This is a genomic window from Martinezella lusitana (genome assembly GCF_010668395.1).
GTDB lineage: Bacteria > Pseudomonadota > Alphaproteobacteria > Rhizobiales > Rhizobiaceae > Rhizobium > Rhizobium lusitanum_A.
Genome location: NZ_WUEY01000003.1, coordinates 433,920 through 460,021 on the forward strand (window position 1 = coordinate 433,920; position 26,102 = coordinate 460,021).

At 59.6% G+C, this 26,102-nt stretch carries 18 protein-coding genes; 11 read left to right on the forward strand and 7 right to left on the reverse strand.

Annotated features, from left to right (window positions below):
* Window positions 1-100: 100 nt before the first annotated feature.
* The gene (locus tag GR212_RS09040) at window positions 101-1,279 is read right to left on the reverse strand and encodes a polysaccharide biosynthesis/export family protein (RefSeq protein WP_163986142.1); all 1,179 of its coding nucleotides are present in this window, start codon (window positions 1,277-1,279) and stop codon (window positions 101-103) included.
* A 675-nt stretch (window positions 1,280-1,954) separates the two neighbouring features.
* Here GR212_RS09040 and GR212_RS09045 point away from each other — a divergent pair.
* The 7 genes from GR212_RS09045 (at window position 1,955) to GR212_RS09075 (ending at window position 10,630) form a co-directional block, all read left to right on the forward strand.
* On the forward strand, window positions 1,955-2,791 hold the full coding sequence (locus tag GR212_RS09045; RefSeq protein WP_163986143.1) for a class I SAM-dependent methyltransferase: 837 nt from the start codon (window positions 1,955-1,957) through the stop codon (window positions 2,789-2,791).
* Window positions 2,792-3,111: 320 nt separating this feature from the next.
* Window positions 3,112-3,984, forward strand: a complete 873-nt coding sequence (locus GR212_RS09050; protein WP_348643454.1) for a hypothetical protein — start codon at window positions 3,112-3,114, stop codon at window positions 3,982-3,984.
* 16 nt (window positions 3,985-4,000) lie between these two features.
* Complete coding sequence (locus GR212_RS09055; RefSeq protein WP_163986145.1) at window positions 4,001-5,305, forward strand: capsule biosynthesis protein; 1,305 nt, start codon at window positions 4,001-4,003, stop codon at window positions 5,303-5,305.
* 13 nt (window positions 5,306-5,318) lie between these two features.
* On the forward strand, window positions 5,319-5,972 hold the full coding sequence (locus GR212_RS09060) for an ABC transporter ATP-binding protein (RefSeq protein WP_163986146.1): 654 nt from the start codon (window positions 5,319-5,321) through the stop codon (window positions 5,970-5,972).
* A 29-nt stretch (window positions 5,973-6,001) separates the two neighbouring features.
* Entirely contained in the window at window positions 6,002-7,267 is a 1,266-nt protein-coding gene (locus tag GR212_RS09065) for a capsule biosynthesis protein (RefSeq protein WP_163986147.1), read from the forward strand.
* Window positions 7,268-7,284: 17 nt separating this feature from the next.
* Entirely contained in the window at window positions 7,285-8,397 is a 1,113-nt protein-coding gene (locus GR212_RS09070) for a hypothetical protein (protein WP_163986148.1), read from the forward strand.
* A 46-nt stretch (window positions 8,398-8,443) separates the two neighbouring features.
* Window positions 8,444-10,630, forward strand: coding sequence for a glycosyltransferase family 2 protein (locus GR212_RS09075; protein WP_163986149.1), 2,187 nt, complete (start codon window positions 8,444-8,446; stop codon window positions 10,628-10,630).
* Between the two features lie 27 nt (window positions 10,631-10,657).
* On the opposite strand, the gene GR212_RS09080 is transcribed toward GR212_RS09075, so the two are convergent.
* Together GR212_RS09080 and GR212_RS09085 are read right to left on the reverse strand one after the other, a co-directional pair.
* Entirely contained in the window at window positions 10,658-14,113 is a 3,456-nt protein-coding gene (locus GR212_RS09080; protein ID WP_163986150.1) for an ATP-binding protein, read from the reverse strand.
* The gene (locus GR212_RS09085; RefSeq protein ID WP_163986151.1) at window positions 14,113-15,348 is read right to left on the reverse strand and encodes a metallophosphoesterase family protein; all 1,236 of its coding nucleotides are present in this window, start codon (window positions 15,346-15,348) and stop codon (window positions 14,113-14,115) included. Before GR212_RS09085 ends, GR212_RS09080 begins: the two co-directional genes overlap by 1 nt.
* A 222-nt stretch (window positions 15,349-15,570) precedes the next feature.
* Between GR212_RS09085 and GR212_RS09090 the strand changes: the two genes are divergently transcribed.
* Both GR212_RS09090 and GR212_RS09095 read left to right on the forward strand, forming a co-directional pair.
* A complete protein-coding gene (locus GR212_RS09090; RefSeq protein WP_163986152.1) occupies window positions 15,571-16,557 on the forward strand; it encodes an aldo/keto reductase in 987 nt (328 codons plus the stop codon).
* A gap of 139 nt (window positions 16,558-16,696) precedes the next feature.
* Window positions 16,697-17,449, forward strand: a complete 753-nt coding sequence (locus GR212_RS09095; RefSeq protein ID WP_246725716.1) for an SDR family oxidoreductase — start codon at window positions 16,697-16,699, stop codon at window positions 17,447-17,449.
* Window positions 17,450-17,538: 89 nt separating this feature from the next.
* Here GR212_RS09095 and hupB read toward each other — a convergent pair whose 3' ends face one another.
* The 4 genes from hupB to clpP form a co-directional block, all read right to left on the reverse strand.
* Window positions 17,539-17,814 carry a DNA-binding protein HupB gene (gene hupB, locus GR212_RS09100; protein WP_163986153.1) on the reverse strand — a complete coding sequence of 92 codons (276 nt, stop codon included), beginning with the start codon at window positions 17,812-17,814 and terminating at the stop codon, window positions 17,539-17,541.
* Between the two features lie 201 nt (window positions 17,815-18,015).
* Entirely contained in the window at window positions 18,016-20,436 is a 2,421-nt protein-coding gene (gene lon, locus GR212_RS09105) for an endopeptidase La (RefSeq protein ID WP_163986154.1), read from the reverse strand.
* 420 nt (window positions 20,437-20,856) lie between these two features.
* Window positions 20,857-22,134, reverse strand: coding sequence for an ATP-dependent Clp protease ATP-binding subunit ClpX (gene clpX, locus GR212_RS09110; RefSeq protein ID WP_015339478.1), 1,278 nt, complete (start codon window positions 22,132-22,134; stop codon window positions 20,857-20,859).
* A gap of 297 nt (window positions 22,135-22,431) precedes the next feature.
* Window positions 22,432-23,064, reverse strand: a complete 633-nt coding sequence (clpP, locus tag GR212_RS09115; RefSeq protein ID WP_004122396.1) for an ATP-dependent Clp endopeptidase proteolytic subunit ClpP — start codon at window positions 23,062-23,064, stop codon at window positions 22,432-22,434.
* A 411-nt stretch (window positions 23,065-23,475) separates the two neighbouring features.
* Here clpP and GR212_RS09120 point away from each other — a divergent pair, with 411 nt between their 5' ends.
* Window positions 23,476-24,720: a GGDEF domain-containing protein gene (locus tag GR212_RS09120; RefSeq protein ID WP_204326427.1), complete on the forward strand. Its 1,245-nt coding sequence runs from the start codon at window positions 23,476-23,478 to the stop codon at window positions 24,718-24,720.
* 42 nt (window positions 24,721-24,762) lie between these two features.
* Window positions 24,763-26,007, forward strand: a complete 1,245-nt coding sequence (locus GR212_RS09125; protein ID WP_163986156.1) for a cytochrome P450 — start codon at window positions 24,763-24,765, stop codon at window positions 26,005-26,007.
* Window positions 26,008-26,102: the final 95 nt, after the last annotated feature.

Here is a 26,102-nt window from a genome sequence, read left to right on the forward strand (position 1 = left end):
TGGAGGCGAAACAACCTCGTCGCACTCAACAGGGGCACGCGGGCGCCGGTTTAAATCCAGTCGCCCCACCACGCACAGCCTCAGGCTTCCACTTTCCGGTCTATTGCCCCAGGTTCGCTGCCGTTGCCGCCCCTTGAGATGCAATGCCCAACGGCGTGCCGATAAGGCTCAGGAACTTGCGAATATCGACGGATGGATGACGCGAGACATAGATGACATCGCGGCTCTTGACCGGAAAGGTCTGCCCAACGATCAAGCTATCCGGGTGGGACATGTCGAAGCGATAGACGATCGGATAGCGTCCCTTGTCATCCGGCGCCATCCCCTTGCGCAGCAGGTCCTGGAAACGGGCCGGACCGAGCAGGCTCCTGGCGATTTCGGGCTCTTCGTAGCGGAACAGGAAGAAGCCTGTGGCATTGCTTGCCGCATCGACCGCGCCATGCCCCAGGGCAACGGCTTCGAGCAGATTGAGGTCGTTGGCGCCAAACTCGATGCGTCCGCTTCCGCGAACGGAACCGAGCAAGGTGAAGGTTCTCGGATCACGCATGAGGAAAATCTGATCGCCGGGCTGGACATAGATGTCCTCCGTGGGATGCTCGATGATCGATTTCAGCAGAACCGTTCCGGTCCGGTTACCACGAACCAGCGTGACGTAGGTTTCATAAGGCTGCGTTACGGGCCCACCGGCCTTCGCAACGACCTCCGTGATCTTTTCCTTGGTCAGGTCCAACGGAACCAGCGAAGGGCGCCCGACCGCGCCTGAAACGGTGACGGTCCGCGACGCCGTACCCGTGCTCGTGACGATGACATCCGGTTCAACGGCCTTGGTCGCCAGAGCCGCGAGGATAGCCTTGCGTGCTTGCTCAAGCGTCTTGCCGACGAAACGCACCGAGCCGGCGTAGGGAATTGCGGCCGTGCCATCCGGCTGCACAACGATATCCAGCGACACCTGCTTCGACTGTGCCGTCGAAAACAGACCATCGACACCCGCTTCGAAAATCGTGACCTTCAGCGCATCGCCGACGCCGATAACGACGGGCCCGACACCACCGCCTATGCCGAAACGGCGATTGAGGGTGGAGGAAACATAATCGGAAACGAGGCGCGCGCTACGGCTGTCTATATCCACGACATCGAAAACCGCAGCATTCCTGCGACCGAGCTCGGCGCCGGACTGACCGGCGTCGTCTACGATGGTACCTGCCAGCGGGCCTTCGCTCGAGACCGAATTACAACCCGCCAGAACTACGCAACAAAGTACGGCGCCAATACGAATCAATTGCAAAACCTCAAACTTATTAGCTGCCGCGATACCTGATGGCATGCACAGACATGGAATGCATCAAATCTATCGACGCCTTGAAAAGCATAACGGGCGCGCATCAACAAGCCCGCATACTCGGAATACAATCAAAAAAATCGGATGCGATCATTGGGTGACACCTGATTTTCTACAACTGCCCGAACTCCAGGCTCAAGCAGAAGGGCAAAAACGCAACGGTACTGTTACGAATTGAAGTATTTAAATTAAAATTCACTGAATCGGACAAGATGTCATCCAAGCAAGCAGCCTCCGATATATCGAAATATCCGGAAATGATATCAACTTCAGGTTTTCGAAAAGCGATTTCCTATTTGGAGAAACGAACGCCCGAGTCATCTTATAAGGAGTTTTTGACGGTTTGATCTAACGCATTCCAGCGTTTCAAGCTTTAGGATTGACAACGCCCCCTCCTGAAAAAGATTTCGATTTCCAGAGGTAACGCAGATTTTGCTTGCGACACCGCTGCGATAATGATTTGCAAGCTAATGATTGGTTTCTGTAGTTTATATCAACTTGATGCAGAGAATTGCCATCTCGGTGAATAATGGATGATTATAATCGTATCTGTTGGAATCTCTCCAGTAATTCGTCTTCTTGGCACCAATATCTGTTGAAATGAAGGTTGAGTCGATGCTCGGTTTTTCAAGGCTATTGCAAAAAAAGAAGCCGAAAGAACCCTTGGAAATATTCGATCAATACGAGCAAGGTGTGCCAAGCCACCAAAATGCTATCGATGCCCTTTCCGGCTGGAACTGCGCTTTTCCGAAGAATCTCAATCTCAACGCAGGAAATCTGCCTCTCTACGCGGACGACCGCATCGAATGGGCTTTGAAGACCTTCGGCTCCATCGAAGGAAAAAAGATCCTGGAAGTCGGGCCGCTGGAAGGGATGCATACCTACATGCTGCATAGCCGGAGCCCGGCGCATATCGACTCGATCGAGGCGAATCGTCTCTGTTTTCTCAGATGCCTCGTCACGAAGCAGATTTTGAATATCGGCAGTGCTTCGTTCATGTTGGGCGACATACAAAAATGGCTGATGGAGCGAGAAGACACATATGATTTCGCGCTGGCATCCGGCGTGCTCTACCATATGGCCGATCCCGGCGAATTTCTTCGCTTGCTGGCCGCCCGCGCGAACGCCGTGTTCATCTGGACGCATTTTTTTCTGGAAGAGGCGATGCCCGAGGGCGACGTACGCCGAATCCCTTTCAGCGGCAAAGTGGAAACAAAGATAATCGAGGGCGTTCCGCTTCGCTACTATGAGCGGAGCTACCAGCACGCCAACGCCAATGCATCGTTCTGCGGCGGCATGAAGGATCGCCATTTCTGGATGCATCGTGACGACATATTGATGCTGCTGGAGAAACTCGGCTATAGCGAAATCACCATCAGGGACGAGAACCTCAAGCACGCCGGCGGCCCGAGTTTCTCGCTTCTTGCCCGTAAAGCCTCTGCCACGCCTTGACGGAGGGAAGGCCATGCCGTGGATTGATCCCAGCAGCAACGCGATGCGCCTTGCCGTCTTGAGACCCATGCTTGCGAATTTCCAATCTTTCAACTGCGGCAGCACTGGCGGAACGAGCCGTGCCGAGATGCCGGAGGATCTGTTTGCTTTTTAATCTCGAATACGATCGCGGCACGGTTCTCGAAGGCTACCTTATTCCAGATGGCTTTTCCGACCTCCCGTCCATCAGAGTATCGGATGCCGACGGCGAGCTGATGGTCCTTCCCTGCGACCAGATCAAGCAGGCGGTCATCGATTCCGGCAGGCATGAGAACGGGCGAGTGGGATTCAAGCTGGATACGAAGATCATTCCCGATCTCGCCAGCCGCACCACGCTCATGATCCACGACGCAAAATCCGGATTGCTGATCTATCGGCGCCCCCAGGTGCCGAAAGTGGTGCCGATGAAAGTCGTGCGGCTCGAGACCCAGCTTCTGCCCATGGTGAAATTCGACTACCATTGCGGCCGCCAGTTCCAGTATGAACTCTCATCGGTCGAACGCTTCGGCCATGAGACCGCGCTCCAAGCCTTTCACCTGAACGCGATCCAGTCGATCTACATCAGCGGGCGCCTGCTGATGCGCAATTACGAGGAGTTTCTGGATAAGGGCTTCAAGGCGTTCGTCCTGCTCACCGACCCTTACTACGAAATGGCCTTGCGCATCTTCCTTCTCAAGCGGATGGCGACGACCCAGATTTCGTTTTTTGGCGATCGAGACAAGATCATCCTCGCTCCGGCCGCCGAGCACTTTGCGGACATCGATCTCGTCAGCGAAACCGCACTAAAGATGGCGCTGAAAAAGGCGTCGCAAAATGTAAGAAATGTTCTGGTATCCCCGGTGACACGACAGCTGGTCACAACGACACCGGAACAACACATCACGCGCGGCGATGTTGCTGCCGCGATAGACCTATTGTCCCGATTTGCTATTGTCGGTCATGACACCGATAGCATCCGGTTTCAGAATGCGCTCGGGGAATTACTTGGAATTTCGATCGGAGATCTTCCGCTACATGCAAGACATAGTACGCTGGAGGAGATTGCAGCGAGGTTGCGTTCATTGCATATTGCCGAATTGATGCTTGAAGAGGATCTGATTTTCGATCACTACGTGCGGGAGGCGATCAAACCGACTACGCCCGGATTGCGATAGACGGATGTAAGCCAACATGCCTAAAGCAGCGATTGAAGATAAGACGAAAGAATCGTTTACGAAAGCGGTCTCGGGCAGGCATCTGCTGCCGTCGCTGTTTCGCCGTCGCACGCCTGCCAGCCGCGACCGCAACGACATCGAAGAGATTGAATATATTCCGGTTCTCGACGGGCCGGCGCCCAAGACGCAATCCGGAGGAAAGCCGCCGCTCAGGCTGTTGGGCTTCCTGCTGCTCGTTGTTCTGCCGTTTCTGGCCAGCTCCGTCTATTATGCCTTCATCGCTTCGGACCAATATGTTGCCGAGGCCCGCTTTGCCGTTCGCTCGGTCTCGGGTTCCGGTTCCGATGCGGATGACAAATCGGACAATAACGACACCGCACAGAATACCGGTTCGGGCGTCGGCGCTCTTTCCATGCGCTCCGCCACCCAGGACGCCTATGTCGTCACCAGTTTTATCCACTCCTCAGAGATCCTAAAGAGGATCAGTGGCGAGATCGACTACAAGGCGATATTCACGAAAGGCGATACGGATTTTCTTTCCCGCTTCTCCGCGTCCGAGCCTGACGAGGAATTCCTGAAGTATTGGAACGATCATGTCAGCGCCTATATCGACGTCTCCTCCGGCATCATAACGCTGAAGATCAGGGCATTCTCTCCCGAGGATTCGGTAAGGCTCGCGAATGCGGTCATTCAGGAAAGCGAAAAGCTTATCAACGAGCTGTCCGAACGAGCACGCAACGATATCGTGCAGAGCATGAAGGCCGACCTCGAGAAGAGCGGAAAGACCTACAGCGACGCCCTATTGGCGTTGAACCAGTTTCAGCACACATCGGGCCTGCTCAGCCCCGAAGCGCAGGCCAAGGACAGCGGTACAATTCTCACGGGCCTTCTCGCGCAGAAGCTGGATTTCGAAACGCGCCTTTTCGTCATGCGGCAATCCAACGCCGACGGCTCTCCGACCTATCAACAGCTGAGTCTCGCCAAAGACAGCTTGGATGCCCAGATCGAAAAGATGAAATCAGGACTGACCGGTCCTGAAAACGCAAGCCTTGCAAAGGCTTTGCTGGAATATTCCAGGCTCGATACCGATCGCATGATAGCACAAAAGCTATACGAGAGTTCGCAGAAGAACTACGACACCGTGCTCGCGGAAGCCCTGCGCAAGACGCTATATCTCGCAGTCTTCGTCAGGCCGACGCTACCGGAAGAAGCAATGTTCCCCAGGCGCATCAGCACGCCGCTGATCATATTGCTCGCCCTCACGGTTGCCTGGGCGACCCTCTCGCTCATCTGGGCGTCCGTGGAGGATCACCGAGTATGAGCGGCGATGCACCATGATCCGCTTCAAGAACGTCTCCAAGTTCTTCAAGACCCCAAACGGCAGGAAGATCATTCTGGACCGGGTGAGCTGTGAATTTGCGTCCGGTTATTCCTACGGCCTCCTCGGCGTGAACGGCGCGGGAAAATCGACGACGATCCGAATGATCGCGGGCACTATTCTGGCCAACTCCGGCAAGATTTCAAAGGATGTACGCGTCTCCTGGCCGCTGGGGCTCAGCAGCGGCTTCAACCCCTATATGACCGGCCGGGCCAATCTGCATTTCGTCGCCCGGGCTTACGGCGAAGACGTGCGACGCGTCTCCCGTTTTGTGGAGGAGTTCGCCGAGCTTGGCGATTATATTGATGCGCCGGTGCGCACGTACTCTTCGGGGATGAGCGCGCGACTGGCCTTCGGGCTCTCAATGGCGATCGAGTTCGAATGCTATCTGGTCGACGAGGTGCTGGCCGTCGGCGACGCCCGGTTTCAAGAACGTTGTCGGGCGGCATTCGAAAGTCGACGCAAGACTTCCGACATCATCATGGTCTCGCACAGCATGAACATGATCAAGAAGCACTGCGATAAAGGCATGGTGCTCGTGGACGGCAGGCTTGTTGTTTTCGACAAGGTCGAGCAAGCTATTGAAGCCTATTACAGATTGAACCGATAACGTTAGAAGGATTGCCGGTACGGCCCAATATGGCTCAAGATAGCGGAAACACGTCCAAGGCCGTTGAGCTCACGGCGACCAAGCAAAGCCGCGAGGTTGCGGCGAGGCTGTCGGTTACTGCGCGCAAACTGCGTTTCTCGACGTCGAGAAGGAGTCAGCTGTTCAAGGCTGTCGGCCTCAGACCGCGCCCGCTCGAGCAAGTCATTCAAAAAGTGTCGCTGCTTTCGGCTGTTCTTTTGCTTGTCGTGCCCAACCTGGCTTCCATCTATTATTTTACGTGCGTGGCTTCCGATCAATATCAATCCGAAGCACGCTTCACGGTCCGTTCATCGAGCCCGGCGCTCGGCAAGAACCAGTTGGCGAAGGTCACCGGCTTGCCGACCACGCAAATCGTCCAGGATACCCAGATCGTCACGAACTTCATTCAAAGCAAGGACATGCTGACGGCTCTTGAGGGCAAGATCGATCTGCGGAAAATCTATGGCGATTCATCGATCGATCCGATCGCGCGGCTGAAAAAGGATGCCAGCTCGGAAAAGCTGCTCGACTACTGGGAAGATATCGTATCGGTGAAAGTCGACGCGAACAGCGGTATCGTAACGGTCAAGCTACGCGCTTTTTCGGCGGCCGATTCCCAGCGGGTTTTAGAGGCGGTCGTCGAGGCTTCCGAAGGGGCGGTCAACGAGGTCAACAATCGCATCTGGCGGGATGTCATCACCACGGCGCAAACCAACCTGGACAACGCAAAAAATCAATTGCAGACGGCGCGAGAACATCTTTTGAGCGCCCGCAATCAATCGGGCGTTCTCAGCGTCGAAGGGTCGTCGACCATCTTGTCGACGTTGATATCGACGGTGCAAACCGAGAGAATAGGCCTCCAACAAAAATATGATGCGATGCTGGGCACGGTGTCCGCCGATGCTCCTCAGATGCGCATTCTCAAACGCGAAATCGATAGCAAGCAGAAGCAGCTGGATCAATTGAACAGCCAGATTGCCGGGCAGAACAAATCGGAACAGAACCTCGCGGATGTGTCGGTGGATCTGTCCCAGCGGGAGCTCGAGCAAAGTCTTGCGGAGCAGCAGTTCGCAACGAGCATGAAGACGCTGGAACAGGTTCAGTTCGTCAGCAAGCAGCAGCTTCTTTACCTCGACACATTTCTCGCACCCAGCCTGCCGGACGAGGCCGAATATCCCAAGCGAGCGCTTTGGATCGGCGTCATCCTTGCGGCGAGCCTGGCGATCTGGGGCATCGTCGTCGGCGTGCTGTCGAATATCCGAAGTCGTTTGACGTAAGTTGCGCAGGCGGCCCCATGCAGATTCTACGCAACGTCATCTACAAACTGCTTCCCCGGCCCCGGTCGCTGGGAAGGCCGGCGGAGAATAGGCATCGTATCGCGACACGGCTTCTTATCCTGTCGCGACATCCCAACCCCAGCGTCAGCTATTACCTTGACGAGCGAACCAAAACGCTCGGCGAGATCCCTGTGATCATGAAAGGCCTCGACGACCCCCTGGATGGGATCGAAAGCGACGGGCTTTTTGTGATTATTTGCCGTTACATCAAGCCGCCGCATATTCGCTGGCTGGAGCAGCGGCGCGAACGTCTCGCCGGAGTGGCGTACTTCGTTGACGACGATATCGCCGCCGTGGTCGCCGGCAACGAGGCAAACTGGGACTATAAGTTCAGATTGCTGAGATTGGCCATTCGCCCGTTGCCCCGGGTCAACCGGCTCCTGACGGACATCTGGTCCTCCACCGAAACCCTGGCGGATTCCCTCGCTACTGCGGGCCATCGGATCGATGTTCTCGCCCCGCTGCCGGCGGAGCCGGCTCACGGCGCGGCATCTGCCGAAGACCAGGATGCTGCCCCGCTGCAGATGGTCTATCACGCCACCGGCGTTCACCGCCGCGAGCATGAGTTCCTGATGCCCGTCGTCAGAACCGCGATGGAAAAGCACGTCAACCTGCATTTTGAAGTGTTCGCCGGGGGCGGCCTCGCGCGCCGATGGAGCCGGCAGGGAATCGATGCCACGCGGATTGCGATCCGACCACCCTTGTCGTGGCCGGCCTATCTTGCCAAGACAACGCATCATGCCGCCGACATCGCCCTGGCGCCCCTCCTGGCGGGAAAGACGAATGCGAGCCGTTCCGACACCAAGCGGATCGACATCAGCCGCTTGCAGGCGGCCGCGATCTTCTCCCGATGCCCAACGTTCGCGCGTTGCGCCGTCGCCGGAGAGTTTCACATCGACAATACTCCGGAGGCGTGGCTGACAGCCATAGACCAGCTGGTGGGCAACCGGGAGCGTCGGCTCGCCGCTCGCGATGCCACAAGAAATTCGATCGAGAAAATGCGCCTGCATGCGAACCCGGCATTTCCCGGCATATGTTTCGAGCCGCTCGGCGGCTTAGCCCAGATCTGAAATCTCATAAACGACGCCTCAAGGCGTCCGGATAAACAATATTTCGATGACACTCAAAATCGTACCGAACGCCGATCTCGAACGCGAAATATCCGCCGATGCTCCTCCTGACCTATGGACGTCCGTGGGCGACGATCCCGCATTCGAGATCAGGTTTTCGCCGGTTCGCAAAAGGCTGCTGGTCATTCATATTGCCGCGGTTGACGAGCCCATAGACCCGAAGTTCTATATCAACCGCGGTTATGGCTTCCGTGAGAAGGATGCCGTCTCCTTCCCGGAGGGCCGTCGCTTCATCGTCACGGCAGATATCGGTTCGGCCGGCACCATCTGCTCATTGCGCGCCGATCCAGCGACGTTTCCAACGCGTTTCCAGTTCGATGCCAAGACCTTTGCATCCGCCAAGTCGGCCGAGAGATATATTTCCGAGGCCCTCGGCGCGGACGAAACAACCAGACGCATCGATCTCGGCAAGCTGCCGCGGCACTGGATGAAGCTGCCCAGGCTGCGCTTTGGCCGCCGCGGAGCAAGCCTGACCGTGCAATATGCCGACGCGAACTACCGGCTTGCCTCCGAATTGGCCGCGCCACCGGTATCGGCAACCGCCGGGAACTGGCTGAGCATCGTCGTTCCCGTCTACAACGCGCCACCTCGCTATCTGGACGACCTCGTCAAATCCTTCGAAGCACAAAGCGAGCAAGGGACCGAACTTATCCTGAGCGACGATGGTTCGACCTCATCGGAAACGCGGCAATGGTATGAAAGCCAGCAATCGAAGGATAACGTCCGCTTCGTACTGAACGAGCGCAACGGCGGGATCGCTGCTGCCACCAATGCCGGATTGGCGCATGCGCAAGGGCAATGGATCGCCTTTCTCGACCATGACGATGTCATCGCGCCCCATGCCTTCAGGCTCATCCGGCATACGCTGGAGCGAAATCTGAAGGCGAACTTCCTCTATACGGACGAACTGGTGGTGGACGACACCCTGAAGCCGACCGGCGTCATGCTGAAGCCGGCCTATGATTCCGTGCTGCTGACGGGCGTGAACTACATCAATCATTTCTCCATCTATCGCCACAGCCGGCTTCGCGAAATCGGCTATCTGCGCACCGGCTACGACGGCTCGCAGGATTACGATCTGCTGCTGCGCTATCTGGAGAGCCTTCCCGAGGAGAGCATTCTCCACCTGCCCTATCCCGCCTACTGGTGGCGCCGGAACGGCAAAACCTACTCGCGCAAGTTCATGGACGCCGCCACCAGCAATGCCAGGAAGGCGTTGACCGAGAGGTTCGAGCGGCTGCAGCAGGCGATCGATGTGGAAGGCGCTCTCACCAAGACGCTCCATCGCGTCATTTTTGAAGCGCCTCGCGAGTGGCCGAAGATTTCGATCGTCATTCCGAGCAAGGATAATTTGGATCTGATCTCGCGCATCCTCGGCGATATCTTCACAAAGACCGACTATCCCAACTTCGAAGTTCTGGTCATCGACAACGGCTCCACGGATCAATCGGTTCTCGATCTCTACGATCGTTACCGCCAGACCGAGCCGCGATTCTCCGCATCCGTTACGGCGGAGGCCTTCAATTTCTCCCGCTCGATCAATCGTGGCCTGCAGGCGGCGACCGGGGAACACTGCCTCATCCTCAACAACGATGTCGAAGTCATAGAATCAGGCTGGTTGAAGGAAATGGTCTCCTGCCTCGCTTACGACAGAACCGGCATCGTCGGCGCCAAGCTGCTGTTCTCGAATGACAAGATGCAGCATGCCGGCGTGGTGATCGGCTTCGGCGGGCTGGCCGGCCACTGGTACATGAACAAGCCGAAGGAGTTCGGCGGGCCGATGAACCGGCTGCATGTGCGCAACACCATGACCTGCGTGACCGGGGCGGTGATGCTGATTTCGGGCGATTGCCTCCGGAAGATCGGCCTGTTCGACGAGGAGAATTTCGCGGTGGCCTACAACGACGTCGACTATTGCCTGCGCGCGCACAAGGCTGGCTATCGCATCGTCTGGACACCGTTTGCCTGCCTATATCATCACGAATCGCTGTCGCGCGGGTCCGACAAATCCGGCGAGCGCAAGAAGCGGTTCGAGCAGGAGAAGCAGAACCTGCGCCGGCTGCACGCCACGCAGAATTTCATCGACCGCTCGCTCAATCCGGCCTACAGCCGGGACAAGTCAGATCCAAGGATCGTGATACCGACACGACTGCACATCCCGTCGGCCTCGTAGAAACCCCGGGGCCGCAGCCGGCCCCGATCAGAGTTGGATCAGGTCGAGCCCCTTGCCGATCTCGCTTTCAGCGATCTCGACCACGCTCTTCTCGTGGGTAAACAGGATCGTCTGGAAGCGGTCGGCCGTTGCGGCCAGAACCTGCAGTCCGGCGCGCGCGCGTTCGTCGTCGAACGTCTGGAATATATCGTCGACGATCAGCGGCGCCGGCTCGTTGCGAGCGGAATAATCCTCGAGAAACGCCAGACGCAAGGCGAGATAGAGCTGGTCGCCCGTACCCTCGCTCAAGCCATCCAGCGGCACGCGTTCGCCGGCGGCGCGTTCCGCCAGCAGCTGCAGCGCATCGCTTTCGTCATGCGCCTCCACGAGACGGGAAAAGCGGCCGCCGGTCAATTGCGAGAATAGCTCGCCGGCCCGCCTGACGACGGGATCGGCCTGCTTCTCGCGATAGGCCTCCATCGAGCCCGCCAGCATGCGGGCCGCAATCCTCAGCACCACCCATTGCCGCGCGAGGTCCTTTGCCTCCTGCTCGGCCGAGAGCTTTTCGAAGACCGCGTATTCGGCGCTGACACCCGTTTCCAAGGACTGCCGCTGACGGCGGTTCTCCGCCAGTCGCGCCGAAAGCTCGCCATGCATGGCGAACTGACGCTGATCCTCTTCGGTCAGGCGCTCGATTTCGAGATCGGCAGCGACCCGTTCGAAGCCGGCAAGCTCGGCACGAAGGTCGTCTTCGGCCTTGCCGTCGGCCTGCTGACGGAAGCGGTCGCGACTTTCGGCAAGCCGTGCGGAGAGACGCAGGCGCTCGCGCAGTCGCGATAGCAAGGCCGGCAGGTCCTCCATGCAACCCAGATCGCCAGTCAGAAGGTCGAGATCGGTCGCGATGGCGGCAAGCGCTGCTTCCTGGCGCGCCACCAGCCCTTCCCCGCGCTGCCGTTCCTCTTCGAGGCTGTCGCGCTTCTTCAATTCGCCGCGCATGGCATTGATGCGGGAGTGCAGCGCCTCGGCAGCACCATCCGGCGGCAGATGGTCCAATTCATAGCCGCTGGTGGCGGCAAGCGTCGCCAGCCGCCGCTCGAAATCCGCCATGTCGCGCCGCATGCCATTGACCCGGCGCAAACGGTTTTCTCGCTCCGCCAGAAGATCAGGCAACTCCTCCCATGCCTTCAGCGCAGCATTCGCCATATCCAGCGTCGTGTCGGATGGCAGGCCCAAAAGCTCCACGGCCTTGCCGAACGCGCCGCGCCAGTCGGCATGCTGCCGTTCCAATATCTGCTGCTGATCGTCGAACCGGGCCAGTCGGTCGCGCGCAGCACCGATCTCTCCTTCGCGCGTGCGGCTTTCGCTCCAGCGTTCCGAAAGAAGGCGCAGATGCTTGCGCAGCCCTTCGGCTATCGCGGCAGGCGGAAGGCGGCCGCTCCTGTAGCCGGTCGCCTCGACGATGTCCTGCAAGGCAGGCAGGACGCGGCCTTCCGCCAGCGCATTCTCATCGCGCTCGTCGAGCAGATCCCGCAACGCCTTGCGCTCGCGGCGCAGCAATTCCACTCCGCGTCGCCACTCCAGCATCGTCGAAGGGTCGAGGGCATCGATACCGCAGGGCTCGAAAAGGGCAGCGAAGGCCGCCTGAGCGTCCTTGAAAGACTTCTCGCAGCTCTTGAGGCGGCGAGAGGCCTCTTCCCGCTCCTGCAGCAAGCGCGCCTGACGCAGGCGGTAATCGGCGTGGCGCGCAACACGATCCGCATCGCTCAAGGCGGCATCGGCGAGACGGTCGGCCTCGGCTAGGCTCATGGTCAGGACGGCAAGCAGCTTGGCCTCGGGAGCGGCGCCGTCCGACCATCTTTGCTGGATCGAAGCCCATTGCCCATCACGGCCCTCGCGTGCCGCTGCGATCTGTTCGCGCGTGACGACCGGCCCGGTGCGTTCCGCGTCGGCAAGCGTGCGTTCTATCTCCGCCAGCTGTTCATCATAGCTCTGCAGTTTTCCGGCCGCCTCGCGCATCTTCGAACGAGCGTCATCGATGACGTCTCGATGTCCCGTAATCTCCGTCGCTTCCGGAAGCGGCACCGAAAAAAGGGCATCGATGTCACCAACCGGTGGCTGCAGCCGCCGGGCCGCTTCATTGAGATCGGCCTCGATGCGCCGTATCTGCGTTTCCAAGCCGTCAAGCCTGCTCAAGGCCGAGAGATCGCCAGCCAATGCCTCAAGCTGATCGATATAGGGTCTGGGATCGATCAACCGGCCCGCAAGGCTGTCCCTCTCCAAAGCAGCCAGCTGTCTGCGTTCGTTCTCGGATTGCTCGGCAAGAGATTGCATCTGCCGCGCAAGCTGCCTGCCCTGCTCCACCAGCTCGGACAGGCGTGCACGATCGATATCGCTCGGTTGCTGCCGCTCCAGCTCGATCTCGGCAAGACCGAGGCGGCGGGCGAGCTGCGAAAGCGTCGTGTCATAACCGGCAAGCTCCTGATCGACGCGCGGCAGGTCGTGACGCTGGGCGCGGTAGTTGCCTGTATCGGCAAAGAGCTGGGTTACATCGCCTGATATCTGCAACAGCGCGTCATCGACTTGTATGCGCGAGAGATCCTCTTCCGCGCGCGCAACGGCCTGCCGGGCCCGGCGCAGCTCTTCTTCGCTCGCTTGCCGGTCACGCAACCTCTGTTCAAGCGTATCGGCGAAACTGTCCGGTATGGCGGCGAGATCGGCAAGGCGATCGAGCGCCATGCTTTCCGCATCGATTTCGGAGAGCAAGGGCTGCAAGGTTTTGAGCCTCTTCAACCGGTCCAGCGCCTCCCGCGTGCCGCGGCGTTCCGTCTGCAGGCGCTCCAGTTCGGTCTCCAGCTCGGCCACTTCTGCGAGGAGCTTCTTCCAATCGCCGGACTTCAGCTCGTTGTCCCGCTCGGCCTTGCGCGCATCCTCGTAGCGATCGAGAGCCTGGTAGAAACCGCGATCCTTCGAACGCCTGGCGGCATAGATGCCGTCGGCTTCCGTTTCCAGCGACTGACGCAGCCGGGACAGTCCGGTCAGACCGGACGCCGCCGAAAACAGCAGGCTGCCGATCTCGCCGCCGCTGCGCAGCATCGCGGTCGCGCCCTGCCGAAGTCGTTGCGAGTCCAGCCCGAAGGCGCGTTCGAAGACGTCACGGCTCAAATTGCCGAGGAAGGGTGCAAGCGCATCCTCGGCCAGCGGCGTCTCCTTGTCGTCAGGGGCGAGAAGCGTTCCCTTCCGGCCACGGCGGCGGCGGAAGCTCAGCCGCGCGCCGTCGCGTGCATTGATGTCGGCTCCGATCCGCAATGTATTGGGTTCGTGCAGGAAGCTCTGCTCCGCGGCGGTCGGGAAGCCGAAAAGAAGATCGGAGATCGCGCTCAGCGCCGAGGATTTCCCCGCCTCGTTCGGGCCATAGATGACATGCAGCCTTGCACCGGCCCGGAAATCGAGCGTCCGATCGGTCAGCGCGCCATAGCGGAGAATATCGAGCCGGGTAAAGCGCATCAGGCTGCCCCCTGCCCGCGGGCAAGCAGCAATTGCCGCGCCTCTTCGATGAGGGCTTCCATGCTGTCGTCCAGCGGCTGCTCCGTCGCACCAAGGCCGCCCGGCAGGCGCACCGCGATCTCATCGATCAGGCGGCCCGCTTCCACCGCGATATCGGCACCGCCGGCATGTTCGGCCAGGAGCTGACGCAGATCCAGCGCACCGTCCGCATCCGCAGCTCTCTCCGGTGGCGGCACCAGCCTCAGTTCCAGCTTTTCAAGCCAGATATCCTCATGCACGCGATGGCAGGCGGCCTCCACCTCATCGCGCCATTGCTGGCGGTTGGCGGCTATCGCGCCGTGCAGCGGCGTTTCGCCGGAAAGTCGGACGCGCAGCGCGGTCATCCGCCCAGCCATGTCGTCGGCCACGGGCTGCACCGCCTGCTCCACGCGGCGCAAGATCGCCGTCTGATCGTCCTCCGGACCGACGACGATATCGACCTGTGCAAAGCGCGCTTCGTCGACGATTAGGCGCTCGTGCTCGATCCGCCCGTCTTCGACCGTCACCAGCACAGCACCCTTGGCACCGCGTTCGCGGATATTGCGTCCCTGCAGATTGCCGGGAAAGATGACGAGCGGATCCCACGCCACGACTTCATAGTCATGAACGTGGCCAAGCGCCCAGTAATCATAACCGCGCGAGCGCAGATCATCGACCGAGCACGGCGCATAGGGCGCATGCGGCTCTCGGCCGGTGAGCGAGGTGTGGAGAATGCCCAGGTTGAACCAGCCGGCGACGGGTGCCGGATAGGAAAGCGCCAGATTGTCGTTGGCGGAGCGCTCGGCGAAGCCCTGGCCGTGCAGCGCCACCCGGAGCGCTTCGAGCTTGAAGCTGCCCGGCTTGGCGGTCGGAAACTCATGGACGTTCGGCGGCAAGGTGATGGTCTTTGTGATGACGCTTGCCGCGTCGTGATTGCCGCGCAGCAGATAAACGGGAATTCCCGCCCGCTCCAGCCGCGCCATTTCACGATTGAAGAACAGCCCGATCTTGTTGTCCTTCCAATCGCCGTCATAGACATCGCCGGCGATCACGAAGAAATCGACGCGCCTTTCGATCGCCAAGCCGACGAGCGTCGAGAAGGCCTTGCGGCTGGCCTCGACGAAGACGGCAGCGACGGCTGCGTCCTTCAGGGCCAAGCCCTGGAAGGGGCTGCCAAGATGCAGATCGGCGGCATGGATGAAGCTGAAAGAGGACATGGGTTCCGATGACGTCAGATATCCGATCTTTCCTTCTTAAGGAAACGGAGGCGCGATGAATACCGCGCCGGCTCCGTCATCCAACGGTTTCGTCGGCAGAGCCGGGCTGTCATACGCCTGGTTCACGCGATTGCGATCCTTCATTGCGGATGCGCGCTTGTGGCATGCCCGGGCGGCTGCTACTGCGCTGTTATCCAGCGATCAAAAGAGAGGAGACATCTCATGAGACATCATGCTTTCGGACGCACGCCCTTTATCGTTACGGATGTAGGTTTTGGCGCCTGGCAGATCGGCGGCGCATGGGGCGATGTCAGCGAGGCCGATGGCCGTGCGGCCCTCAACGCCGCTCTCGATGCCGGCATGACCTTCATCGATACGGCCGACGTCTACGGCGACGGCCGCTCGGAAAAGATCATTGCCGACGTCTTGAAGGCCCGTGGCGGCGAGCGCCCGATGGTGGCGACCAAGGCCGGCCGCCGGTTGAGCCCGCATGTAGCCGATGGCTACACCAAGGCCAATCTGGAAGGCTTCATCGACCGCAGCCTGAAGAATCTCGGCGTGGAAAGCCTGGATCTGGTGCAGCTTCACTGCCCGCCGACCGAAGTTCTCTATCGGCCGGAGGTTTTCGCCGGTCTCGACGAATTGCAGAAGGCCGGCAAGATCAAGGGATACGGCGTCAGCGTCGAGAAGGTCGAAGAGGCGCTGAAAGCGATCGAGTATCCGGGCGTGCTCAGCATCCAGATCATCTACAACATCTTCCGCCAGCGGCCCGACCATCTGTTCTTCAAGGAAGCGAAGCGGAAGAACGTGGCGGTCATCGCCCGCGTGCCTCTCGCCTCCGGCCTGCTCTCCGGCAAGATCACCCGCGATACGCAGTTTGCCAGCGACGATCACCGCAACTTCAACCGTCATGGCGAGGCCTTCGATGTCGGCGAGACCTTTGCCGGCGTTCCCTTCGACGTGGGCCTCCAGGCCGTGGAAGAAGTGCGCAAGCTGGTGCCGGCCGGCGCCAGCATGGCGGCCTTCGCCCTGCGCTGGATCCTGATGAACGAGGCCGTTACCGTCGTTATCCCCGGTGCGCGTAATGCCGAGCAGGCAAAGGCCAATGCGGCCGCGGCCGGCCTGGCTCCGCTTTCCGCCGACGTCATGGCGGCGACGCGCGAAATCTACGAACGCCTGATCGCGCCGCACGTTCATCACCGCTGGTAGCAGCCGGTTCGAAACGGGTGGCCGGGGGCACGCCTTCGGCCACCCTGACGATGTCTTTCGGTCGGCTCGGCCTTACCGATGCACGGGGCCCGCCCGGTCGGGAGACATATGGGAGAAGAGGTCCGCGTTAGGAGCGGACATGGAGGAGGATGCAATGAAGGTAGCGCTGGTAACGGGCGCCTCTCGCGGCCTGGGCGCGGTGATCGCGCTGGAGCTTGCCGAGGCCGGCTGGGCGGTCGCCGTCAATTACGCAAGCGACACGCAGGGAGCCGAGAGGGTCGTCGACACCATTCGGCAGCGCGGCGGACAAGCTCATGCCGCTCAATTCAGCGTGATCGACAAGGACCAGATCGTTGGCGGCATCGAGAAGATCAAGGCGTCGCTCGGGCCGGTCGACCTGATCGTCAACAATGCGACCGGCCAGCAGCCGGAAATGCCTCTCATGGAGCAATCCTGGCGGACCTATCTCGATCAGCTCGAGTTCTTCGTCAAGGCGCCGCTGGAACTGCTGCAGGCGGTTCTGCCGGATTGGCGGGCGCGCAAGTCGGGCCGCGTCATCAACATCGGCTCGGAAGTCGCGGAGCTCGGCAATCCCAATTTCGGCAACTATGCCTCCGCCAAGGGCGCCATGCTGGCGATGACGCGCTCCTGGGCAAGAGAGCTGGCGCCGGAGGGGATCACCGTCAATCTCGTGGCTCCGGGGTGGATTCCGGTGGAGCGCCATGCCGACGCTTCGCAGCAGGCAAAGGACGGCTATCTCGCCCACACGCCGCTGGCCCACTTCGGCAGGCCTGAAGATATCGCCAATGCCGTGGCGTTCCTTGCCTCGAGTAAGGCGGATTTCATCACGGGGCAGAAGCTCGCCGTCAACGGTGGCCGGACGCTGCTCTGACGGCACGAAGGCAATAAAAAAGGGCCCGCTTGGGCGGGCCCCAATGTATCCACCCGCAAGGCAAAAGCCTCGCGGCGGGTGAAAACGAATTAGCTGTTGACCGAGTCCTTCAGGCCCTTGCCGGGCGTGAACTTCGGTACGTTGCGGGCCGGAATATCGACCTCAGCGCCGGTGGACGGGTTACGGCCCTTCGTGGCTGCACGGTGGGAAACGGTGAAGCTGCCGAAACCAGCGAGGCGAATGTCGCCGCCCTTTTTCAGTTCAGCCTGGACGGTCTCGAAAACAGCGTCAACAGCGGAAGCAGCGTCAGCCTTCGTGATACCGGCCTTCTCAGCCACTGCGGACACGAGCTCATTCTTGTTCATGTTTCCACCCCTTTCTTTGGTATGAAACGACTTATCAGTAAGCGGGGCGCAAATAGGAATGCTCTTACCCGCCGCACCCCCAAAAACCCTGCAAATCAAGGAAAAGCAAGCGTTGCCATACGCTTTTCACAAAAAAAGACCGGCAAAATTGCCGGTCTTTTCGCCTTTTAGGTCAATTCGACGGAATTGAGGCAAAGGGCCTCAATGAGCGATGGTCGAACCCACTTCGTCAACGCCCTCAACCGTAGCAATTACAGGCGTTTCCACGGTGCCATCCCACTCGATCGGCTCGGGCCGGCGAACAAGCGCGTGCTTGATAACCTCGCCCATGCGCGACACGGGGATGATTTCCATGCTGTTCTTCACGTTGTCCGGAATCTCCGCCAGATCCTTGGCGTTTTCTTCCGGGATCAGCACCTTCTTGATGCCGCCGCGCATTGCTGCCAGCAGCTTTTCCTTCAGGCCGCCGATCGGCAGCACGCGGCCGCGCAGCGTGATTTCGCCGGTCATCGCGACATCCTTGGAAACCGGGATGCCGGTCATGATCGAAACGATCGCGGTTGCCATGGCGACACCAGCAGACGGACCATCCTTCGGCGTCGCGCCTTCCGGCACATGCACATGGATGTCGCTCTTGTCGAAGAGCGGCGGCTGGATGCCGAAATCGACAGCACGCGAACGGACGTAGGAGGCCGCCGCGGAGATCGATTCCTTCATGACTTCCTTCAGATTGCCGGTGACCGTCATGCGGCCCTTGCCCGGCATCATCACGCCTTCGATCGTCAGCAGCTCGCCGCCGACCTCGGTCCAGGCGAGGCCGGTAACAACACCGACCTGATCGTCGCGTTCGGCTTCGCCGTGACGGAAGCGCGGTACACCGAGATAGTCGGAAATGTTCTCGGCGGTTACTGCAACCGACTTGGTCTTGCCCTTGATGATCTCGGTGACCGCCTTGCGGGCGAGCTTCATCAATTCGCGTTCGAAGTTACGAACACCGGCTTCGCGGGTGTACTGCTGGCTGATCGCCATCAGGGCATCGTCGCTGACCGAGAATTCCTGCGGCTGCAACGCATGTTCCTTGATGGCCTTCGGCAGCAGGTGCCGCTTGGCGATCTCGCGCTTTTCATCCTCGGTGTAACCGGCGATACGAATGACTTCCATGCGGTCCATCAGCGGCGCAGGGATATTCAGCGTATTCGCCGTCGTGATGAACATCACGTCCGACAGATCGTATTCGACTTCCAGGTAGTGATCCATGAAGGTCGAGTTCTGCGCGGGATCCAGCACCTCCAGCAGGGCCGAAGACGGATCGCCGCGATAGTCCATGCCCAGCTTGTCGATTTCATCGAGCAGGAAGAGCGGATTGGACTTCTTTGCCTTCTTCATCGACTGGATGACCTTGCCGGGCATCGAGCCGATATAGGTACGGCGATGACCGCGGATCTCGGCTTCGTCACGAACGCCACCGAGCGCCATGCGGACATACTCACGGCCGGTCGCCTTGGCGATCGACTGGGCAAGCGAGGTCTTGCCGACGCCCGGAGGGCCGACAAGGCACAGGATCGGGCCCTTGATCTTCGTCGCGCGAGCCTGAACGGCCAGATATTCGACGATGCGCTCCTTGACCTTTTCCAGGCCGAAATGATCCTGTTCGAGGATCTTCTCGGCGTTGTTCAGGTCAGCCTTGATCTTCGACTTCTTGTGCCACGGGATGCCCAGCAGCCAGTCGAGATAGTTGCGCACCACCGTCGCTTCGGCCGACATCGGGCTCATCTGCCGGAGCTTCTTCAGCTCGGCATCGGCCTTTTCCTTGGCTTCCTTCGACAGCTTGGTCTTGGAGATGCGCTCTTCCAGTTCGGCCATCTCGTCGCGGCCTTCCTCGCCGTCGCCGAGCTCCTTCTGGATCGCCTTCATCTGCTCGTTCAGATAGTATTCGCGCTGGGTCTTCTCCATCTGGCGCTTGACGCGCGAGCGGATGCGCTTTTCGACCTGCAGAACCGAAATCTCGCCTTCCATGAAGCCGAGCGCCTTTTCCAGGCGAGCCTTGACGCTGGTGGTTTCCAGCATTTCCTGCTTTTCGGTGATCTTGATCGACAGATGCGACGCAACGGTATCGGCGAGCTTCGAATAGTCGTCGATCTGGCTAGCAGCGCCAACCACTTCCGGCGAAATCTTCTTGTTGAGCTTTACATAGCTCTCGAACTCGGAAACAACCGAACGGCTCAGCGCTTCCAGTTCGACCTGGTCTTCCTCGGGTTCACTCAGGACATGGCCGAGGGCCTCGTAGAAATCCTCACGGCCGGTATATTCATCGATCTCCGCGCGCGCACGGCCTTCGACCAGCACCTTCACGGTGCCGTCAGGCAGTTTCAGCAGCTGCAGAACATTTGCAACGGTACCCACCTTGTGGATGGCGTCCGGCGCGGGATCATCATCGCTGGCGTTGATCTGGGTGACCAGCATGATCTGCTTGTCCGAACCCATGACTTCTTCCAGCGCCCGAATGGATTTTTCCCGTCCGACGAACAGAGGCACGATCATGTGGGGGAAAACCACGATGTCGCGCAACGGCAGTACCGGATAGGCAATGCTCTCATGTGCCGCAGACGTTTTCTTACTCATGTCATTTCCTTTCCGTCGTCCCGTTTCCGGGCTCATCGCCGGCTTGGGGGGATTAGCCGGCTCTCTCACTTGGTAAACAAGTGGAGCTTCACACTACCTATTTCAAGTCATGCGGGACGCTCCGTCGCCAGACAGAAGTCCCGCTTGTTCACGAGGAGGAACGCAACAACAAACACAGAGGCCCGGCTACTCGAACACGGCCGGCGAGGCAAAATCCGAAGATAAAACGCCGGACTCGAGCCCCATCCGCCGAATGCTCCAGAATCATGCCATCATGGCTGCAGCGGGCACTCTTCACAACCGGTTTCAACGGCGTTCCCACGAGCTTATCCAAGACTTTATCAGCAAAGTGCACGATTTTTCAAATAGAAAGGGGCCCGTCGATGACGAGCCCCCGATTCGTGATCGCTGATGCAGGGATCAGGCCGTTGCGTTGGCCTTTTCCTCCTGGCGATCGGCATAGATATAGAGCGGACGGGCCGAGCCGCGAACCACTTCCTCGGAAATGACCACCTCGCGAACGCCTTCCAGAGCCGGCAGTTCGAACATGGTGTCGAGCAGGATCTTTTCCATGATCGAGCGCAGACCGCGAGCGCCCGTCTTGCGGACGATCGCCCGGCGGGCAATCTCGCGCAGAGCGTCTTCGTGGAAGGTCAGCTCGACATCTTCCATCTCGAACAGGCGCTGATACTGCTTGACGAGAGCGTTCTTCGGCTCCGACAGGATCTGGATCAACGCATCCGCATCCAGGTCTTCCAGCGTCGCCAGGACAGGCAGGCGGCCGATGAATTCCGGAATGAGGCCGAACTTCACCAGGTCTTCCGGCTCCAGTTCGCGCAGGACTTCGCCGACGCGACGATCATCCGGGGCCTTGACCGTAGCGCCGAAGCCGATCGACGTTTTCTCGCCGCGAGCGGAGATGATCTTGTCGAGGCCGGCAAAAGCACCGCCGCAGATGAAGAGGATGTTGGTCGTATCCACCTGCAGGAATTCCTGCTGCGGATGCTTGCGGCCACCCTGCGGGGGAACCGACGCGACCGTGCCTTCCATGATCTTCAGAAGCGCCTGCTGCACGCCCTCGCCCGAGACGTCGCGCGTGATCGACGGATTGTCCGACTTGCGGGAAATCTTGTCGACTTCGTCGATATAGACGATGCCGCGCTGCGCGCGCTCGACGTTGTAGTCGGCAGCCTGGAGCAGCTTCAGAATGATGTTTTCGACGTCTTCGCCGACGTAGCCCGCTTCGGTCAGTGTCGTCGCATCGGCCATGGTGAAGGGCACATCGATGATGCGGGCGAGCGTCTGAGCGAGGTAGGTCTTGCCGCAGCCGGTCGGGCCGACGAGCATGATGTTCGACTTCGCCAGCTCGACGTCACCGTTCTTCGATGCGTGTGCGAGACGCTTGTAATGGTTATGAACGGCAACGGAGAGGATCTTCTTCGCCTGCCGCTGGCCGATGACGTATTCGTCGAGAACCTTGATGATGTCCTGCGGAGTCGGAACACCGTCACGGGATTTCACCATCGAGGATTTGTTTTCCTCGCGGATGATGTCCATGCATAGTTCGACGCACTCGTCGCAGATGAAGACGGTCGGCCCGGCAATCAACTTCCGGACTTCATGCTGGCTCTTACCGCAGAACGAACAATAAAGTGTGTTCTTCGAGTCGCCGCCGTTGCTGCCGCTGACTTTGCTCATATCACTTTCCTTCCAGCACGCCGCCAATTTCCAAACTGAAATCGCGGTCCACTCAATGCGCCCGCCGGACCTGCCCCTCGTTTGCAGATCGCGGCGCCCTTCAGGGTACTGAACGCAGGTCAGGCAACCGACCCGAACTGCGTGGCAACGATCCCCCGTCGAATGCCGAATGCTATGTCACAAAAACGCTACATAGCATTAATGCTTACTATTAGCGCGTTCCGTTCCACATTAAACCCCTATTCAATCACAAATGGGATAGAACTGTGGCGTAGAAGTCACCGCCTCGCGGATAAATCACGAGGCGCTTTCACCTTCAATTTCGGTACGCGACGTCAGCACCTTGTCGATAAGACCCCATTCCTTAGCCTCATCCGAGGACATGAAATGGTCACGATCGAGCGTCTGCTCGACTTCTTCGTAGGTCCGGCCGCAATGCTTGACATAAACTTCGTTGAGGCGGCGCTTCATCTTGATGATGTCGCGTGCGTGACGCTCGATATCCGAAGCCTGCCCCTGGAAACCGCCCGACGGCTGGTGAACCATGATGCGGGAGTTCGGCGTGGCGAAACGCATATCCTTGTCGCCGGCGGCGAGCAGGAGCGAACCCATGGAGGCAGCCTGACCGATGCACAGCGTCGAAACCGCCGGCTTGATGAACTGCATCGTGTCGTAGATCGCCATGCCCGCGGTCACGACGCCGCCCGGCGAATTGATATAGAGCGCGATTTCCTTCTTCGGGTTTTCGGCCTCGAGGAAGAGAAGCTGGGCGCATACCAAGGTCGCCATATGATCCTCGACCGGCCCGGTCAGGAAAATGATGCGTTCCTTCAGGAGGCGGGAATAGATATCGTAGGAACGTTCCCCACGGTTGGTCTGCTCAACAACCATCGGCACCAGAGCCATAGCTGTATCGACTGGATTTCTCATGTGCGTCCTTTACCAAACTTGCCCCGGCGACGAAGGCGCCGGGAATCGGAGTAAAAATCCTTTACTCCTACATAGAGTGTCCCTGCCATGCACTTCAAGACGCCCAAAAGCATAACGTCAAAAAGCTGTAATGCGCCAGGAAGCGTTGACAAAGCATTTCTAAACACCGCGCCTCGAATGCCAAGGCGCTCCAGCGCCGCCTCTTTCGCTACCCACGGTATTTCCCATCTGCAAGGTGAAGGAAGCATGAAGGTCCCTGCCGATACGGCTTGGAAAATCCACATAGGCAAAATTTACCAACTCATTTAAGGAACTTACCATCTTCTTCGGCAAGGATGGGCCATCGCAGAAATCGTTGTGCCTTTGCGCCGACGGGGACGAGGCAGCGGAGAAGTAGCAATCGTGCTCAACATGACGACAGGCCTGACCATCTGGTGTTCGGAAGCCATAACCCTGGCGACCGTGCTCCTTCTTGCCTGGCGGCACGACCGCAAATCGCCCGCCTATCTGATATGGGCCATGGGCTTCACCGTCAGCGCGGTGGGGTTTGCTCTGGTTGCGGCTCGCGGCATCCTTCCCGATATCTGGACGATCCAGATCGGCAATGCCGTTGCATTGCTCGGCGAAAGCGCATGGATCTTCGGCTTCCGGCTCATGGACAAGCGCAAGCTCGAATGGTCCGCGCTCTTGCCGCCAGTCATCTGGCTGATAGGCGTCAGCTTGCCGTGGGTCAGCGAGAGCTTCGTCAATCGCGTCATCCTCTATGACCTCGCGGGCGCGGCCGGCGCGACATTGCTCGCATTCGCCGTTCATCCGTCCGATGGCCGGCGCGAGCCGGCGCGCGGGCAGCTCGGCGTCGTCTTCATGACGCTTGCCTGCTTCTGCTTCGGTTCCGCCATCTGGATGGCGCTTCTGGCCCCGGCGCTCGAAGACGCCATGATCTATCGCGGCTACATGGCGCTCGGCTACGGGCTGCTGGTCATCGTCGCCATTGTTCTCAACGGCAAATTGCTGATGGAACGCTCCGAACGCCGCTGGCGCGCAATTTCCATCACCGACACGTTGACGGGGGTTCTGAACCGGCGCGGACTTCAGGAAAGCTACGATATCCTGGCCGGGGATGGGCAGCAACGGACGCAGAAACTCGCCGCGCTGCTGTTCGATCTCGATCACTTCAAGAAGATCAACGATCGCCACGGTCATCAGGCCGGCGATACGGTGCTGGTCGAATTTGCCCGCGTCGCCCGCCAGTTCGTCCCGCGCAGCGGCGCGTTCGGTCGGATGGGCGGGGAGGAATTCGTCGCCTTCGTTCCCATAGACGATCAATCGCAGGCGGAAGCGCTGGCCGAGACCATCCGTGCCGATTTCTGCCGCGTGCCATTGCTGGCCGGGCGCTCGCTGGTGCCGGCGACCGTCAGCATCGGCGTTGCGATCATGACGCTCGATACCGTCAGCTGGGACCGGCTGGTATCCTCCGCGGACCGCGCGCTCTACGCAGCCAAGTACGCGGGCCGCAATTGCACCATCGTCTTCAACGAAATGGAATCGGCGAAAGAAGCGGATGATGCGCCTGCCGCCGACGAAGGCGAGTTGGTGCCGACCCTCGACGACCAGATCCATGCGTTGCGACGCATGGGCACGATCGCCAGAATGTGACCGCGCTTTCCCGACACCCGATAATCCGATAGTCGTTTCGGCATGACCAGATCCGCACTTTTCTCCATCGACGCGGCAACCTGCCGCCTTTCACTCAACGGCCGCGACCCTGCCTTCTACGGCAATCCCAACGCCGTCTATGCTGCCTTGCATACCCAATGTCCCACATTCTACTGGGAGGAGCAGAAGCAATGGTTCTTCATCGGCTACGACCATGTGAACGGCCTGCTGCGCGATCGCCGCTTCGGCCGGCAGATTCTGCATGTCGCCACCCGCGAAGAACTCGGCCTGCCCCAGCCTCTGCCGCATTTGAAGAATTTCGACCTTGCCGAGCAATATTCCCTGCTTGAACTCGAGCCGCCCGAGCACACCCGTCTGCGCACCCTCGTCAACCGTGCCTTCGTCTCGCGCCATGTCGAAAGGATGAAGCCGGAAATTGCCGAGCTTGCGAACCGCCTGATCGACGGCTTCGAGAAGGATGGCGAAGTCGAGCTTCTGTCGGCCTTTGCCGATGTCATCCCCGTCACCATGATCGCGCGGATGATCGGCATTCCCGAAGAGATGGGGCCGCAACTGCTGAAGTGGTCGCACGCCTATGTGCGCATGTATATGTTCGGTCGAACCGAGGCGGACGAGTATGCGGCCGATCAGGCGGCCAGGGAATTCTCCGACTACGTGAAAACCGTCATCCGCGAGCGCCGCGCCAATCCGCGGGACGATCTCCTTACGCATATGATCACGACGGAACACAAGGGCCAGTTTCTGTCGGAGGACGAGCTGGTGTCGACGACGATCGTGCTGCTCAATGCCGGCCACGAGGCGACGGTGCATCAGATCGGCAATTCCGTGCGCGTCATTCTGGAGAGCGGCTATCCGCCCGCAGAGCTCTTCAGGGACGAGAGCGCGACGGAACGCACGGTGGAAGAAACGCTGCGCATCTGCGCGCCGGTACACATTTTCGACCGCTGGTGCCTGGAGCCCGCGGAAATCGACGGGATCTCCTTCCAGCGCGGCGACAAGGTGGCAATGATCCTCGCGGCCGCCAATCTGGACCCGAAGAAATTTTCCGATCCCCTCGCCTTCAAGCCGGACCGCAACGAGGCGCCCAACCTTTCATTCGGCGCGGGCATCCACTTCTGCATCGGCGCGCCGCTGGCACGGCTGGAGCTGAACCTTGTGCTGCCGATCCTGTTCCGGCGTCTCCCCGGGCTGAAGCTCAAGCGAACGCCCGAGGTCAAGGACGTCTACCATTTCCACGGCCTCGACAAGCTCGAACTGACCTGGTGACGACGAGCCGCCTGGCGCACTCCTACCCTCGCGGACGCAGCCCACCCTTCAACGCAAAATGGCGCACCTGAGCGGCGCGCCATTGCGAACTGTCG